Annotated in this window: 14 protein-coding genes and 1 tRNA gene; 12 read left to right on the forward strand and 3 right to left on the reverse strand. The window is 54.2% G+C overall.

The genetic code is table 11. The annotated features are described in order from the left end of the window. Position 1 precedes the first annotated feature (1 nt). The 9 genes from EB812_RS08735 to EB812_RS08775 all read left to right on the forward strand — a co-directional run bounded on the left by EB812_RS08735 (position 2) and on the right by EB812_RS08775 (position 8,299). Positions 2-757, forward strand: a complete 756-nt coding sequence (locus tag EB812_RS08735) for a class I SAM-dependent methyltransferase (RefSeq protein WP_130958101.1) — start codon at positions 2-4, stop codon at positions 755-757. Positions 758-862: 105 nt separating this feature from the next. Continuing rightward, a complete protein-coding gene (locus EB812_RS08740) occupies positions 863-1,561 on the forward strand; it encodes an FkbM family methyltransferase (protein ID WP_130958102.1) in 699 nt (232 codons plus the stop codon). Beyond that, a complete protein-coding gene (locus tag EB812_RS08745) occupies positions 1,534-2,445 on the forward strand; it encodes an alpha-1,2-fucosyltransferase (RefSeq protein WP_130958103.1) in 912 nt (303 codons plus the stop codon). The genes EB812_RS08740 and EB812_RS08745 overlap by 28 nt, the downstream gene beginning before the upstream one ends. After that, positions 2,430-3,452: a glycosyltransferase family 2 protein gene (locus tag EB812_RS08750; protein ID WP_130958104.1), complete on the forward strand. Its 1,023-nt coding sequence runs from the start codon at positions 2,430-2,432 to the stop codon at positions 3,450-3,452. The genes EB812_RS08745 and EB812_RS08750 overlap by 16 nt, the downstream gene beginning before the upstream one ends. After that, positions 3,436-4,383: a glycosyltransferase family 2 protein gene (locus EB812_RS08755; protein ID WP_130958105.1), complete on the forward strand. Its 948-nt coding sequence runs from the start codon at positions 3,436-3,438 to the stop codon at positions 4,381-4,383. The genes EB812_RS08750 and EB812_RS08755 overlap by 17 nt, the downstream gene beginning before the upstream one ends. Further along, positions 4,368-5,348 (forward strand): glycosyltransferase family 2 protein, encoded by a 981-nt coding sequence (locus EB812_RS08760; RefSeq protein ID WP_165450930.1) that lies wholly within the window; start codon positions 4,368-4,370, stop codon positions 5,346-5,348. The genes EB812_RS08755 and EB812_RS08760 overlap by 16 nt, the downstream gene beginning before the upstream one ends. 2 nt (positions 5,349-5,350) lie before the next feature. Continuing rightward, positions 5,351-6,199, forward strand: coding sequence for a glycosyltransferase family 2 protein (locus EB812_RS08765; RefSeq protein WP_130958107.1), 849 nt, complete (start codon positions 5,351-5,353; stop codon positions 6,197-6,199). A 2-nt stretch (positions 6,200-6,201) separates the two neighbouring features. Further along, entirely contained in the window at positions 6,202-7,212 is a 1,011-nt protein-coding gene (locus EB812_RS08770) for a glycosyltransferase family 2 protein (RefSeq protein ID WP_130958108.1), read from the forward strand. Between the two features lie 7 nt (positions 7,213-7,219). Next, positions 7,220-8,299 carry a glycosyltransferase family 4 protein gene (locus EB812_RS08775; protein ID WP_130958109.1) on the forward strand — a complete coding sequence of 360 codons (1,080 nt, stop codon included), beginning with the start codon at positions 7,220-7,222 and terminating at the stop codon, positions 8,297-8,299. Positions 8,300-8,612: 313 nt separating this feature from the next. Here EB812_RS08775 and EB812_RS08780 read toward each other — a convergent pair. After that, positions 8,613-8,699 (reverse strand) — tRNA-Leu (locus tag EB812_RS08780). A 504-nt stretch (positions 8,700-9,203) separates the two neighbouring features. Here EB812_RS08780 and ilvD point away from each other — a divergent pair. The 3 genes from ilvD to EB812_RS08795 all read left to right on the forward strand — a co-directional run bounded on the left by ilvD (position 9,204) and on the right by EB812_RS08795 (position 13,587). After that, entirely contained in the window at positions 9,204-10,889 is a 1,686-nt protein-coding gene (ilvD, locus tag EB812_RS08785; RefSeq protein ID WP_118230140.1) for a dihydroxy-acid dehydratase, read from the forward strand. Between the two features lie 181 nt (positions 10,890-11,070). Beyond that, entirely contained in the window at positions 11,071-12,099 is a 1,029-nt protein-coding gene (locus EB812_RS08790; protein ID WP_242621254.1) for an AEC family transporter, read from the forward strand. 189 nt (positions 12,100-12,288) lie between these two features. Next, a complete protein-coding gene (locus EB812_RS08795; protein WP_130958110.1) occupies positions 12,289-13,587 on the forward strand; it encodes a lactate racemase domain-containing protein in 1,299 nt (432 codons plus the stop codon). A 168-nt stretch (positions 13,588-13,755) separates the two neighbouring features. On the opposite strand, the gene EB812_RS08800 is transcribed toward EB812_RS08795, so the two are convergent. Then, positions 13,756-14,136, reverse strand: a complete 381-nt coding sequence (locus tag EB812_RS08800) for a RidA family protein (protein ID WP_118230137.1) — start codon at positions 14,134-14,136, stop codon at positions 13,756-13,758. An 84-nt stretch (positions 14,137-14,220) separates the two neighbouring features. After that, positions 14,221-15,810, reverse strand: coding sequence for an N-acyl-D-amino-acid deacylase family protein (locus EB812_RS08805; protein WP_118230136.1), 1,590 nt, complete (start codon positions 15,808-15,810; stop codon positions 14,221-14,223). Between the last annotated feature and the right edge of the window lie 26 nt (positions 15,811-15,836).

A 15,836-nucleotide genomic window follows, 5' to 3' on the forward strand; every position in this document is an offset into this window, starting at 1 on the left:
AATGTTTTTTCCTGAAAAAATATGTTCGATTAAGCCTTCGCATAAGGTTCTTGAGGTCGGTCCTGGCGGATTTCCACATCCCCGTGCAACAGTTTTGCTTGATTATGCTTTTTCTGAGGAAGAAGCCTTTAGGCAAAGAGGAAATATTCCCAAACCAGAATTTACACAACCAATAGTATACTACAGAGGAGACAAATTCCCATTCCAGGACCAGTCATTTGATTATGTAATATGCTCTCATGTACTTGAGCATATTCCTCTGGATAAAATACCAACTTTTATTAGTGAGTTGACGAGAGTAGCGCCACGTGGATTTATTGAGTTTCCGAACGGTATTTATGAACACATGTGTAACGCTCCTGCACATAGATCACTAATGGCCCTTCACAAAGACACAATTGTATTTCTGGACAAAGAAAGAGTAAGTGCTTTACTAGAAAGTCCACTTGTTCATGCTTGGAGAAAACTATTTTATACAATTAAAATAGATAATATAAATCTGTATAATATGATATACCAAACTTATAGAGAGATATTTTTCAATGCCTTTGAGTGGCACGGCGATATAAAATATAAAATGGTAACGGATTTGACAGATATTATTAAAGAAAATCAAATCGAAGATTTTCCAAAACCAATATTCACAAGTTTTTCTAAAAAAAATATCACCTGTCAGCTAAAAGAAAAACTGAAAAACAAATATCCTCTTCTTTTTAGGCTTGCTAAAAGCTTTTTAAACTATGTAAGACTTCACTAAAAGAGCGAAGTATAAATGCAAAACATTTCAGCTATGGTCTCCCCCCTTAATGCTTGGAGACGACAACACACAAAATTATTCCAATAATATTCCAGTGGAGGAAGAATGAACGCACTAAAAAAACTGCAATTCTTTTGCGGTAAAGGGCTAAGAAAAATATCGCATCTCTCACTGCGTTGCGCCAAAGCCATTGAACAAGCGGACAACCCAGCGCTGTTGCAATGGCATCAGGCAAATGGAGACGCAACATTACGGTTAACCTACCCCCTTATTCCTGACTCAGTAGTTTATGATATTGGTGGATATAAAGGGCAATGGGCAAGTGACATTTACAGTAAATATCGATGCAAAATTTTTGTATTTGAACCAATGCTATCATTTTATAATAACATTAAAAGCCGTTTCACATTTAATAGCGACATCACCGTTTTTCCTTTTGGCCTTGCGAGTAAAACTTCTGAAGCGTTGCTCACTGTTGCAGGAGATGGCTCCTCATTATGTTCTGATGGCGGCTTGCCCACAGAAAAAATACAACTCAGAAGTGTTGTTGATTTTTTTTCGGAATATAATCACGCTGAAATAGATTTAGTGAAGATGAACATTGAAGGCGCAGAATATGATTTGCTGCCAGCCCTGTGTGACCATGACTTTATCTATCGTATAAAAAATATACAGGTTCAATTTCACGATAAACTGCCCGATGCACGAACACGTGCTGCGAATATTCGTGCAAAACTGTCTAAAACCCATCGACTGAAGTGGCAATATGACTTTGTTTGGGAAAACTGGGAACGCTGCTCGTGATAATTGTTTCAATTTGTGGTGGCCTTGGCAACCAGATGTTCCAATATGCTGCCGGTCGCGCTCTAGCACTACGCCTACGTGCAGATCTCAAGCTGGATCTCTCGTGGTTCACAAACATCGCCGAAGGCTGCACGCCGCGCGAATACCTATTGGACGATGCCTTTTCCCTTACCCCTGCCGTTACTACTCCAGATGAATGCGCCCCACTCACATGGCGTCGAGAATCTTATTTTTCTCGCTTGTTGCGCCGTATTCGTCGACACCCTCGCCCGCATGCTGCTACATACGTTTGCGAGCCACAAACATCTTATTGGCAAGGCTTCAACGCTTTAACGTCGCCAACATTTCTTTCAGGTTACTGGCAAAACGAGAGATATTTCAGCCAGATTGAAGCCGTGATCCGCCGTGACTTTACATTTTCCGACCTCAAAATCAGGGCTGCTGCTTTGGCAAAGCGAATTTGCGCCTCCTCTAATTCCGTAGCTGTGCATGTACGCAGAGGAGACTATGTATCCAATCCTGTCACAAATAAAATTCACGGTATTTGCTCCCAAGAGTATTATAGTGCGGCGTTGAAGTACCTTATCTCTAAATTTGACAGCATTGAACTTTTTCTGTTCAGCGATGATCCGGATTGGGTTAAAGAACATTTTGACTGCAGCAGCTTACCCTCAACGGTCGTTGCTTTTTCTGAACATGTGGATGAGCCCTGGCATGACATGCATCTTATGAGTTTGTGCCGTCACCACATTATAGCCAACTCCAGCTTTTCCTGGTGGGGGGCATGGTTGGCGAGAAAAGGGGGGATAACCTGCGCCCCGAGGAAATGGTATATAGAAAAACCGGACAATAACCCTGCACCAGAAGCGTGGATAAAATTTTGACGCCTCCTCATGTAACTGTTCTTCTTTCTGTTTATAATGGCGAGCGGTTTTTAGCAGAGGCCATAGACAGTATTCTTTGCCAATCATATAAAAATTTTGAATTTATTATTATTGATGATGCTTCTACAGACTCTACAGCAGAAATATTAAAAAGGTACGAACGGGAAGACTCTCGTATCAAGATTGTTACAAACGCTGTCAACTTGCGCCTTGCAGCCTCTTTGAATAAAGGAATTTCTTTGGCATCAGGAGAGTTGATAGCAAGGATGGATGCAGACGATGTCAGCCTGCCTGGCCGCCTGGAAAAACAGGTTGCCTTCATGCAGGCCAACCCAAATGTTTCGGTCTGTGGCACCGCGCTGAGTGTCTACGATTCACCAAGCACTGTTTGGCTGCCGCCGCTGGATAACGATTCAATCAGAGCCATGCTTTTTTTTGAATCATGCCTGTACCACCCAACAGTAATTATGCGTAAAAGTATTTTTAATGGCCTAGATTCGCCGTATTTTTCCAGCATGCTGCCCGCTGAAGATTATGATTTGTGGAGCCGCGTGGCTCAAAGAAAAGAAATACTATTCGCAAACTTGCCCGCCCCTCTACTTCGCTATAGAATTAATGAAGGGAAAGGGCGGAGTGAATACAAACAACGCCAGCGCGATGCTGCCGACAGGGTCAGGCTAAATTTGCTCCATAGCATCGGATTAAAGCCAACGAACCAAGAATTTGCTGCTCACAGGGCTTTGGCCGCATACGAAAAAGGGCTGACAACCATTCACTTGTGGCAGTGTCTCGCATGGCTTAAAAAGTTTTACAGCACGGCAATTTCCAAAGGCAAGTACAATAAAAAAACTTTAAAAGATGAAGTGTCCCGCCGGGTTTTGCATATTTGCGGTGTTAACAGAAAAAACTTTTTCGCTTTTTTCCTGTTTTTTGTTTTGCGAGTTGGCATATTGGGCAAACGGATGATTGAATCAATAGCACGAGGCTCTGATGCGCGAAGAAATTAGATCACCTCTACCCCTGGTTACAATCGTTATTTGTACCTACAATAGAGCTTATATTCTAGGGGAGTGTTTGCGATCCCTTCAAGCACAAACGCTCCCGACATGCTTTTTTAATATTATTGTTGTTGATAATGACTCAAATGACGCCACTCAAGCATTGGTGAAAGATTTTTCTCACGACTGGCCACAGCTAAAGTTTATCATTGAAAAAAAACGGGGAGCTGGCAACGCCAGAAATGCCGCACTAAAAAAAGTTACAACCGATTGGGTCGCTTGTCTTGACAGTGACGCCAAAGCGCATCCAGACTGGCTTGCAACTGTCCTTGAGACTATCAAAAACGATGATTTTGACGCTTTTGGCGGCCCTTATTATGCGTGGCACTTTTTCGGCGCTCCGCCCAAATGGTTTCCCAAAGATTTCGGCACGTATGAAGCAGCACAATCTTATGGGCCTTTAAGCGACGCCAATCATATACCTGGCGGAAACTGCGCATTTAAACTCAGCGCAGCCCAAACTGTTGGCTGCTTTCCCGTTGATATCGGCATGACCGGTAAAAAATGCGCTTATGGCGAAGAAACTTTAATGTTCGATCGCATGAAGGCAGCAGGCTTCAGATTAGGGTATGTGCCTGCCATGAAAATAGACCATTGTGTTTTACCATATAAATATAGCTTCTTTTGGCAGATAAAGTCTGCATTTGCCCGTGGACGTGGCTTGGAACAGGTAGCGCCGCAACAGCATCGGCATGCGCTGATGAAACTTTTTTATATGTACCTTAAAGGTTGCTGGTTAACCGCAAAAGATGCAATAGCTCCTAATAAGGAATATTCTTGGCGGGCAATGGTGCTTCAGCATTTTTTCACTCCGGTATGTTACAATGGCATCATATTTGAAAAAATTAAAAAGGTACTTTGCAAGTGGCGCCACAAGTAAGCGTTATTATCGCCGTATACAATGCAGCCAGCACGTTGCGAACCTGTCTTGGCAGCATTTTAAGACAGACCCACGTAGACTTTGAAGTTCTTTGCATTGACGATTGCTCTTCTGATAGTTCTCTGAACATATTGGAAGAATACGCAAAAAAAGATGTTCGCGTGCGCATTTTTAAAAGCCCCGAAAATCTTGGTGCCGGTATCGCGCGCAATCTGGGCATGACCCAGGCCAAATCTTCTTTTATAGCATTCTGCGACGCAGACGATGCATTCCCAGAACAGGCGCTGGCAACCCTTTATGCCTCGGTCATATCCGCTCAAGCTGACATCTGTGTAGCAAATATTGCCTATATGGATTCACAACTACGTTATTTTAAGCCTCATCCGCCCATGCTGGCTGCCATGCAGATTGGGTCGGCCCAAACTGTTTTGCCAGACGCGTACCCCCCCTTGTGGATCCCGTATTGTTTTCCAAGAGCCCTTTTTAGAAGAGAATTTTTACAGTCCCATAATATACAGTTTCCCAACCTGCTCCGCGGGCAGGATCCTGTTTTCATGACCCACGCGCTATGCATGGCAAAGAAAATCATGGTGATCCCCGACATCGTTTACCTTTACCGCGCCCCGGAGTACATAAAAGCAACAAGCGGAAGAAAAGTTTCTGATTATCTTACGCATATTTCTCTTGTTATAGATATTTTCAATCAACGCGGATGGCATAAACAAGCCGCGCTTTATGCGTACCTTGTTGCGCATCAATTTTTATCTCTGGCTTTTTTTCGTCAATTTGGCAGGGTAGAACGAAAAAAAATTCTGAACTTTTTTGAAACCCTCTTCGCACAATTTGATACAACTCTGGACTTTGCCCCGTATTTTGATGTGAAGGATATTCAACGTCAATTTTCTGCAGTTCGTGCAGGCTTTTTTTCTTTCATCCTGTTTAAACTCCGGGAGAGGTTAAGGTAGATATGGCTGATCTAGTTTCGATCATCATTCCCTGTTATAATGATGGAAAATATTTGCCAGAAGCTGTCGCATCCGCTCGCGCCCAGTCGTATCCCGACATTGAAATAATCATTGTCAATGACTACTCCACTGACCCTCTGACGAACTCATTGCTTGAAAAATTCGCGGCTGAAGGCATCACCGTGATAAATACCGCACCAGGGAAAAAAGGGCTTTCGGCAGCGCGTAATACCGCCATTGAGGCTGCGAGCGGAAAATACATTTTGCCATTGGATGCCGATGACAAAGTAGACCCGACCTATGTTGAAAAATCAGTTGCAGTGCTTGACCGCAAACCCGATGTTCTTGTATGCACCGCGCGCGTTCGTTTCTTTGGACTGCGCCATCACGAGTGGACTCAGAAACCCTACTCATATGCCAACCTTGTTCTGGAAGAGCATAAGGTATTATCAGCAAGCCTTTTTCGCCGAAAGGACTGGGCCCGTATTGGCGGGTATGAAGAAAGCCTGATCCTGGGTAAAGAAGATATGGTTTTTTGGCTGGATATGTTGAAAGATGGCGGGGATGTTGAAATTTTGCCCGAAATACTCATCTATTATCGCATCAAACCCTTCTCTATGAGTGCGCTACGAGCCGGCGCGCCAACGGAATGCGAAAAAGTTGCTGCCATGTATGCCGCACGGCCTGATCTTTTTCATGATCATATCATCGATTTTATGTGTTATGGGGCAAATTTTCGCGTTGAAAAATCCCAAAGAGAATGCCTGTTTTCTTGGAAACTGTTTTCACACCTCTTTCGGCTGGAATGGTTTTTACGGCAAAAGGTTAAGCGCCTGTTTGGGAGGGCGTAACCGTGCCTGTTCAGCCATCGAGTACGGCTGTCATTATTCTCAACTATAATGGTTCATCAGATACCATTGAGTGTCTGCGCCATGTTTACAGGCTTGAATGCCCTCCGGCTATGGTCATTGTTGTTGATAACAATTCCAGCGATAATTCACGCCAAAAAATTCTTGAAAGTTGGCGGAGCTGGGCCGAGCCCGTTGTTGTTTCAGATCCCTCGATACGATTGGAATGTGCTTCTGTCTTTTTGGCATTGCCCGAAAATTTCGGCTATGGCGGGGGAAATAATGGCGGCATACAGCTTGCCATGCGCAACAGCACATGCAATGCCTTCTGGATTCTCAATAACGATACCCTTCCTGATACGAAGGCCCTTAATGCTTTGTGCGCACGCGCCAACAAATTTACGGAACCTGCCATCGTTGGATCAACCCTGGTTTTTGCTTATGACCGAGTAACCGTGCAATGCGCCGCTGGTTGCAGTTTTAACAGATGGCTTGGAACTTCCCGTCCCATATGCGGTGGGAGTTCACTAAAAAATATTGACCGCGTTGACCCCGGAACGGTTGAGGCCCAACTTGGGGACATTGTCGGTGCGTCTGTTTTGTTGCCAAAAGAGATCGTAGCTAAAATTGGCCTGATTAGAGAGGATTTTTTCCTTTACCTTGAGGAAACAGAACTCTGCATTCGGGCGCGTAACGCGGGCTTTGTTTTGGCCTGGGCACCCGACAGCATCGTATATCATAAGGAAGGCGGAAGCACCGGCGCAGAGAGCGCCGTTGGAGAGCGCGCCTTCAACCGCCCGGCCTGGGTTGACTACCTTGCCTTGCGCAACCGCGTGTACATGATGCGCAAGCACTATCCCTGGGCATTGCCCGTGGTGGCGGCGAGCTATTTGGGCGTTATGCTTAATCGCATCCGGCGGGGCCAGGCCAACCGCATTCCCCTGATCTTCCGGGCCGCATGGGACGGTCTGCGCGGACACATGGGCAAGCCCGTACACCTTTTCCCTACCCTATGAGATCTGCATGAGAACCCTGGCCATTGACTGTCGCATGGCCCGCATGTCGGGCATCGGGGTGTACCTGCGCAACGTCGCACCCCGTTGCATGGCGCTGCTGGCGGATGCCGTGCGGTTTCGCCTGCTGGGGTATGACGGCGCATTCCCTGTGCCAGATGGCGTTTCCTGGGAGCCTGTTTCTTTTGACGCTCTCATCTACAGCATTACAGAGCAATATCGCATGCTGCCCCTGCTGCGCGGCTGCGACGCCCTGTGGCTGCCGCACTATCCGATCCCTGTGCTGGCGGGCATCCCTTTGGTGGTGACAGTCCATGATGTGACCCACCTGGCCCTGCCGGGGTTATTTACCGGCATACAAAAAATGTATGCCCGCCTCATGTTTCAGGCTGTACGCCATAAGGCGGCAGAACTCCTTTTTGTTTCAGAATTTTCCCGGCAGGAATTTTTACGACTGGTAGGCCGCCCACGGGGCGGCGCAACCGTTACCCCCAACGGGGTGGACGCAAGCTGGTTGGAATGCCCCCTGGTGGACGCCCCGACGCAACCGCCGTATTTTCTGGCTGTGGGAAATGTCAAGCCCCACAAGAATATTCGCCTGCTGTGTCATACTTTTGCCGGGATAGCAGGCCAATGTACGGCTAACCTTGTGCTGGCGGGCGCATATACGGGCTTTCGGAGCGCAGAAACGTCTACGGAAGCCTTGGCGGCCATCTGCCCAGGCCGCATCCACTTCACCGGAGCGCTAGAACAGACCGAACTAGTGCACCTGATGCGCGGCGCAACGGCCCTGGTTTTCCCCTCACGCTATGAAGGATTTGGCTTACCGCCACTGGAAGCTCTGGCCACCGGCGTCCCTGTGGTCGCCTCGGACATTCCCCCGGTGCGGGAGGTCTGTGGCACACACGCCCAGTATTTTTCTCCGGACAGTGAAGGGCAACTTGCTCAGGCCATGCTGCAAGTGCTCGCCCTTCCCCCACAGGAACGACGCCAACACGCCGCAGCAGGACGCGCGCACGCCCACACTTTCTCTTGGGCAAGGGCTGCGGAAACAACAGCACAGGTGCTGCAAAAAACACTGCACCTATGATGTGGCAAGAACAGTACGAGGCAATCCCACGCTTCTCCTCCACGCGCCACAAAGGCAGAAGCAGACTTTCCGGGTCCTGCCTTCTATTGGGTATCGGCTCAAAAAAACAGGCTGAAGGAAAACCCAATAAGAGCGCTTGCCCCCGTCTTTGGTGTAGTCCGACATAGCGGCCGCCCATACAGATACAACCCAAAAAGGAATAGCAAAGAGGGCACCCCGAAAGGTGGGGCTATGGTGGGGCCAATTTGAGATAGTGCAAAAACAAAACGGGCCAGCGAAGGAATGAACCTTTGCTAACCCGTTGTTTTTCTCATGGTGCCGAAGGGGAGACTCGAACTCCCACCCCGTTGCCAGGACTAGACCCTGAACCTAGCGTGTCTACCAATTCCACCACTTCGGCGCGAAAAATCTTCTACGTTAAGCCCAGGGGTTTGGCAAGCAATTTTTCACGTTTTTCTGAAAAATCTTTTAGCTGAAGGACGTCCCGTAGAAATTGCCGCAGCACGGCGCCCGTCTTGCTGCAGGCCGGACGCGCTGCCGGGGCGCTTGCTTCCAGGTCTTGCGCAACGCGGCATCCGGCACGCGCAGGCGCGGCGCCTCGACATATCCCGCCTTGCCCCTGACCCTCAGAAAGCCTTGTGCGCCAAGGGCCGTGCAAAATCGGCAGGGCAAGCCTGCCGCAGAACCGGCCGCGAACCGGGCCACAGTAGCGGAGCGCAACGTGCACAGGAGCGGCGCGGCATCAACGGTTGCGGTGGGACAAAGGGCCGCAGCAGCGGGCCGCGGCGCGCGGAGAACGGCGGGGGCTATGTTTACGGAGGTGGACTTTTGGCGTAAACAAAGAGCTTGCCCTTGTGCGCCATTGTGCCGGGGATTTTTTGTTCTTTACCACAAGGATGCCGTCATGGATGCTACAGCGCGCAGTAAAAAGATGAAGTCCGGCCTGGAGAAGGCCCCCCACCGCTCTCTGCTTTACGCTCTGGGCCTGACCAGAGAAGAAATGGACCGCCCCCTGGTGGGCGTGGTCAACGCCGCCAACGAAGTGGTGCCGGGGCACATGCACCTCAATACTCTGGCCGACGCGGTCAAGGCCGGGGTACGCATGGCCGGGGGCACGCCCCTGCAGTTTCCGGCCATTGCCGTCTGCGACGGCCTGGCCATGAACCACGAGGGCATGCGCTTTTCTCTGCCGTCGCGCGAATTCATTGCCGATTCCATTGAGATCATGGCCCGCGCCCACGCCTTTGACGCCCTGGTCTTCATCCCCAACTGTGATAAATGCGTGCCCGGCATGCTCATGGCCATGATGCGCCTGAACATCCCCTCGGTGCTGGTTTCCGGCGGGCCCATGCTGCCCGGCAATATCGGCCCGCACCAGCGCGGCGACCTGATCACCGTGTTTGAGGCCGTGGGTAAGGTGCGCAGCGGCGCCATGACCGAAGACGACCTGGAGCGCCTTACCGAGCGCGCCTGTCCCGGCTGCGGGGCCTGCGCGGGCATGTTCACGGCCAATTCCATGAACTGCCTGGCCGAAACCATCGGCGTGGCCCTGCCCGGCAACGGCACCATCCCGGCGGTGAGCGGCGCGCGCGTCCGCCTGGCCAAGACTGCGGGCATGCGCGTTATGGACATGCTGGAGCGCAACATCCGCCCGCGCGACATCGTCACCCCCGACGCCGTGGCCAATGCCGTGGCCGTGGACATGGCCCTGGGCTGTTCCACCAACACGGTGCTGCACCTGCCCGCCGTGTTCGGCGAAGCCGGCCTCAACCTGGGCCTGGAAATTTTTGACGCCGTCAGCCGCAAAAGCCCCAACCTCTGCAAGCTCTCCCCGGCGGGCAAGTATTTTATGGTAGATCTGGACAATGCCGGCGGCATCCCGGCCGTCATGACCGAGCTGGACAAGCTGGGCCTGATCCATAAAGACTGCCTGACCGTCACCGGCAAGACCGTGGGCGAAAACCTCACGGACCTCAAAGCCCGCGTACTGGATCCAGAAGTAATCCACAGCGTGGACAACCCCTATTCCAAACAGGGCGGCATAGCCATTCTGCGCGGCAGCCTGGCTCCGGAGGGGGCCGTGGTCAAACAGTCCGCCGTGGCCCCGGAAATGATGTGCCGCGACGTGCGCGCCCGCGTGTTTGAAAATGAAGAAGACGCCATGCGCGCCATCCTGGACGGCAAAATCAAGGCCGGGGACGCGGTGGTCATTCGCTACGAAGGCCCGCGCGGCGGACCGGGCATGCGCGAGATGCTCTCGCCCACGGCGGCCATCACCGGCATGGGCCTGGGCAAGGACGTGGCCCTGCTCACGGACGGACGCTTTTCCGGCGGCACCAACGGCGCGGCCATCGGCCACATCTCGCCCGAAGCGGCGGACGGCGGCGTCATCGCCCTGGTGCGGGAAGGGGATATGATCCATATCGATATTCCCAACCGCAAGCTGGACCTGCTGGTCAGCCCTGCAGAGCTGGAGCAGCGCCGGGCCGCCTTTACGCCGCACAAAAAGGACAGCCCCTACCCCGTGCTGCGGCGCTACGCCGCCCTGGTGAGTTCCGCAGCCAACGGCGGGCGCTACAAGGAAATCTGACGTCGCTCCGGCCGGGGGCCCACAAGGCGGTTGCGCGGCCCCCGGTCACAAAGTTGCCGCTGCGGCGGCAAAAGCGACAGGTCGCGCCGCGGGGGCGGTCCGTCTCTGGGGGGGATGACCGCCGCGTTTTCCAGGAAAGGTACACTGTTGGAAGGATGGGGGTGCGGAGGAAGGGAACCTTTTGTGCACAAAAAATCCCTTCCCCTGCGAAGCGCCTTACGCCGCCACCCCGCCCCATCCGGACGACAGCCTTGGGGGCCTCATGGTTTTTCTGCACGCGCTGAGCGGCGTTTTCGGGCTCATCATCATGGGCCTGGTGGGCTATGTGCTGGCGGCCAGGGGCTGGTTCGGCGCAGAAACGCGCATCCTGCTGCCCCGCCTGGTGACCTGCGTGGCCCTGCCGCCCTTTCTCATGTACACCATCATGCATTCCTTCCAGCGGGAGGCGCTGCCGGGGCTGGCGCGGGGCGCGCTGCTGCCGCTGGCTTCCATTGCCGTCACCTTTGTGCTGGCCTGCGCTCTGGGCCGGCTGCTGCGGGTGCCGCACAAGCATTTCGGCCTGTTCTGCGCCAGCATTTCCAACCCCAATACGGTGTTTGTGGGCATTCCCGTCAATCTGGCCCTGTTTGGCGAAGAAGCCCTGCCCTACGCGCTGGTGTATTATTGCGCGGGCACGGTTTTTTTCTGGACCATTGGGCAGTACGCCGTGGTGCACGACCAGGAAAACAGCAAGGGGCCCCTTTCGGCGCGCACGTTGCTGCTGCAGATTTTTTCGCCGCCTTTGCTGGGATTTCTGCTGGGCGTGGCCCTGACCCTCTGCGGGGTAACCCTGCCCACATCCGTGCAGGACGCGGCCCGCTACCTGGGCGGCCTGACCACGCCGCTGGCCCTTATTTTTATCGGTATCAGCATTTTTGACATCGGCCTGCGGGGCCTGCGTCTGGAACGCGACCTGGTGGTGGTGCTGCTGGGACGTCTGGTGGGCGGGCCGCTGATCATGCTGGCTTTTCTGCACTTTTTCCCCGTGCCGTCCCTGATGGGCAAAGTTTTTGTGGTCCAGTCCTCTTTGCCGGTTATGATGCAGGCGGCTATTCTCAGCGCCCACTACCATACGGATTCCCGCTTCGGCGCGCTGGCTGTGACCCTTTCCACCCTCCTTTCCGTGGTCACCATCCCGCTGTACATGACCTTGCTGAGCGCGCTGCTCTAGAGCATTTAACACTTGAAATGCTCCAGAGGCGCGGCCTGCTGACGCGTGTTCACAATGCCGCCAAAGAAGCATAAAAAAGACGCCGGTTCGCGCAGGCGCGCGGCCGACAGCCCGGCCCCCCCCGTTTGTCCGGGCGGCACTGCACGGCACGTCCGTGCGCAAAACCCAAAACCCGAGGGGCACAAAACCATGGCCAAGCATCTGATGAAGTACGGAGAGCAGGAATTTTCCGTCAACCTTGACGAAGACTGCATTGCCTGCGAACTGGAATCCAATACCGTGTCCCTGCCGCAGCGCACGGCCCGCGAACATGTGGACTACGCCCTGGACCACCCCATTGGCTCCCCCCGTCTGGAGGAGATCGTCAAACCCGGCCAGACTGTCTGCATTGTGGCTCCGGACGCCACGCGCCTGTGGCAGTCGCCCCACGTCTACATCCCGGCCGTGGTGGAGCGCCTCAACGCCTGCGGCGTGCCCGACGCCCACATCCGCATCCTCACGGCCACGGGCTCCCACCGGTCCATGACCCGCGAAGAGCACATGGCCATTGTTTCCGAAGATATTTACAAACGCATCCCGGTAGTGGACCACGTCTGCACAGACAGCAAAAACATGGTCAAGGCCGGCGTGACCTCCCACGGCACTGAAGTCTGGTTCAACCGCCTGGCCATGGAAAGCGACCACATCGTGCTCACGGGCGGGGTGGTCTACCATTTTCTGGCGGGCTACGGCGGCGGCCCCAAATACATGCTGCCCGGCATCGCCAGCTATGAAACCATCCAGCGCCACCACAACCTGGCCCTGAACAAGGGCTTCGGCAGCGGCAGCAACCCAGCCGTGCGCAGCGCCAATCTGACGCGGGACAACGTCTTCCACACCGATCTGGAAGAAGCCGCCCTGCTGGGCCGTCCCAGTTTTCTGCTCAATGTGGTGGTGGACGAGCAGTACAACATCATCAAGGCCGTGGCCGGCGATATGGTCAAGGCCCACCGCGAGGCCTGCGCCCTGGTGGACGCCATTGACGGCGTGCCCGTGGCCGGACGCACCCCTCTGGTCATTGCCAGCGCGGGCGGCGCGCCCAAGGACATCAATTTCTACCAGACCATCAAAACCCTGGCCAACGCCCTGGCGGTGGTGGAAGAAGGCGGCACCATCATTTTGCTTTCAGCCTGCACCGAGGGCTTCGGCAGCAAGGACACAGAGCACCAGATCCGCGACTTCGCCAGCATGGAGGCGCGTGAAAAAGACCTGCGCGCCCATTTTTCCATTGGCAGCTATGTGGGCTTTCTGTTTGCCGAATCGGCGGAGAAATATCACCTTATCCTGGTCTGCGCCATGCCGGAGGAGGCTTTCGCCAAAACCGGCATCCATGTGACCCGCACCCTGGACGAAGCCCTGGCCCTGGCCCGCAGACTGAACAACGGCAACGGCCGGCTGCGCGCCACCCTGCTGCCCCACGGGGCCAATACCCTGCCCAAGCTGGCCTGAACCTGCTGCCGGTTGCGAAAGCCGGCTGTCGGCGTGCCGCACGCTATGGTTGTTGCCACCCCCCAAAACTTATGCCCCCTTTGCCGCACACGGCAAAGGGGGCATGGAAGATTGCCCGCGACGGCACGGTTACGTCGCCGCCAGGCATGATAACAGGGCTAAAAACCGTTATCGGGCGGCCACGGCCTCAATTTCGATTTTGGCGTTCAGGGGCAGGCTTTTCACGGCAAAACAACTGCGCGCCGGGAAGGGCGGCTTGAAAAACGTGGCGTACACTTCGTTGATGGCCGCAAAGTCATTGATATCCGTCAGGTAGACAGTGGTCTTCAGCACCTTGCCCATGGAGGAACCGGCGGCCTCCAGCACAGCCTGCACGTTTTTAAGCGAGGCCGCCGCCTGCGCCGCCACGTCCTGCGGCATGGCCTTGGTTTCGGGATTGATGGGCAACTGCCCGGAAGTAAAGACCAGGCCGCCCACGGCCAGGGCCTGCGAATACGGCCCCACGGCGCCGGGGGCTTTGTCCGTGGCAATCTGTTCCACACTGTTCATGGCATCTCCTTTTCTGCAGGCGCGGCCGTCGGCAAAGCCGAGCGGCCGCGCGTATGGTTGCGGCTTCAGCCTCTGCGGCGAAACCTATTTTTTACGCAGCACCTTACCGGCCAGGGCCGTTGTATCCAGGTTCGCGCCGTTGACCGTATGCGCGCCGTTGACAAAGACGTGCGCGATCCCGTCGGGGAACTGACGCGGCTCCGTAAAGGTGCCTTTGTCAATGATGGTCGCGGGGTCAAAAACAACGATATCGGCGTAGTTGCCGGGGCGCAGCACGCCGCGCCCCTCAATGCCGAACACGGCGGCGGGTCTGCCGGTCATTTTGCGTACGGCCTCGTGCAGCGGCAGCACCTTTTCTTCCCGCACGTATTTGCCGAGAACTCTGGGGAAGGCTCCGTACACGCGGGGATGGGGCGTGCCGCCCAGCAGGCCGTCGGTGCAGACGTTCATTTCAGGCCGGGCAATGAGCGTTTTGACGTGTTCTTCAAGCCCGTAAAAGTCCACCATGCCCACGGCGTTTTCTTCTTCGCGCAGCAGGTCAAAGGTGGCTTCAAGCGGCTCTTTGCCGCGCATTTCGCCCAACTGCACAAGGTTTTTGCCGACTACATCCGTATTGCGCGCTGTTTTTACGCTGGTGACGAAGATGCCGTCCAGCCCGGCAAAAGCCACAAAGTTATCCCAGCCGTGGATGCCGTGGGTAATATCGTGGACCATACGTTTTCTGTCTTCGGCATTGCCCAGGCGCTCTACCAGCTTGTCCGTGCCGCCGTCGTGCGCCCACGGCGGCAGAATGACGCCGAGCATGGTGCTGCCGGCCACATAGGGATACTGGTCGAACGAAACCCGGATGCCCTCTTTTTTAGCCTGCTCCAGCAGCGCAATGACCTGCGGGAAGAGGTGCGCGTTATTTTTGCCGCAGAGCTTAAAGTGCGAGAAATGCACCTTCACCCCGGAATCGCGCCCAATGTTGATGACCTCGTGCATGGAATCCACAATGGTGTCAGCTTCGCTGCGTTGGTGGATGACGAAGGGCACATCAAATTTTGCGGCAACCTTGCAGGTTTCCACCATTTCGCGCGTGTCCGCATAGGCGCAGGGCATATAAATGAGGCCAGTGGAAAAGCCGAATCCCCCCGCCTCCAGTTCCCGCGCAAGAATTTCGCACATACGCCGCAATTCCGCAGCATCAGCCACGCCGCTGCCCAGACCGCGCGCCTCCATGCGCACATTGCCGTGGGGCACCAGGTAGCACAGGTTGGTGCCCGACCCGTTTTTTTCCAGCAGATTCAGATAGTTTTCCGTTGTGCCGTAGGTCCAGTCCAGGTCATCTTTGTCCCCGTCCAGTCCCGCAAGGTTTTTGCGCCAGGGGCTGATGAACTGCTGCGGCAGCGGGGCCATGGAAATGCCGTCCTGGCCCAGAATTTCAGTGGTAATGCCCTGCCGCAGCTTGGGGGCCAGCTCCGGCTCCTTAAAGACTTCCAGATCAGAATGACTGTGGGTATCGATAAAGCCGGGGGCCACGGCAAGCCCTGCGGCGTCCACCACCACGTCCGCGTGGGGCGATTCCAGCCGCCCCACGGCCACAATGCGCTCACCTTCCATCAGCAGGTCGCCCGGCGTTCCCGGAGCGCCCGTGCCGTCAATCAACATGCCATTTTTGATCAATGTTTTCATGGTATCCTCCGTGATGTGCCAAAAGG

It is taken from the genome of Desulfovibrio legallii (assembly GCF_004309735.1).
GTDB classification, from domain to species: Bacteria; Desulfobacterota; Desulfovibrionia; order Desulfovibrionales; family Desulfovibrionaceae; genus Desulfovibrio; species Desulfovibrio legallii.

Bases quoted from the DNA above. Each gene is read 5' to 3' on its own strand.
- EB812_RS08735 (WP_130958101.1), top strand. From the start codon at position 2: ATGTTTTTTCCTGAAAAAATATGTTCGATTAAGCCTTCGCATAAGGTT.
- EB812_RS08765 (WP_130958107.1), top strand. From the start codon at position 5,351: ATGGCTGATCTAGTTTCGATCATCATTCCCTGTTATAATGATGGAAAA.
- EB812_RS08800 (WP_118230137.1), bottom strand. From the start codon at position 14,136: ATGAACAGTGTGGAACAGATTGCCACGGACAAAGCCCCCGGCGCCGTG.
- EB812_RS08795 (WP_130958110.1), top strand. From the start codon at position 12,289: ATGGCCAAGCATCTGATGAAGTACGGAGAGCAGGAATTTTCCGTCAAC.
- EB812_RS08775 (WP_130958109.1), top strand. From the start codon at position 7,220: ATGAGAACCCTGGCCATTGACTGTCGCATGGCCCGCATGTCGGGCATC.
- ilvD (WP_118230140.1), top strand. From the start codon at position 9,204: ATGGATGCTACAGCGCGCAGTAAAAAGATGAAGTCCGGCCTGGAGAAG.
- EB812_RS08805 (WP_118230136.1), bottom strand. From the start codon at position 15,810: ATGAAAACATTGATCAAAAATGGCATGTTGATTGACGGCACGGGCGCT.
- EB812_RS08755 (WP_130958105.1), top strand. From the start codon at position 3,436: ATGCGCGAAGAAATTAGATCACCTCTACCCCTGGTTACAATCGTTATT.
- EB812_RS08740 (WP_130958102.1), top strand. From the start codon at position 863: ATGAACGCACTAAAAAAACTGCAATTCTTTTGCGGTAAAGGGCTAAGA.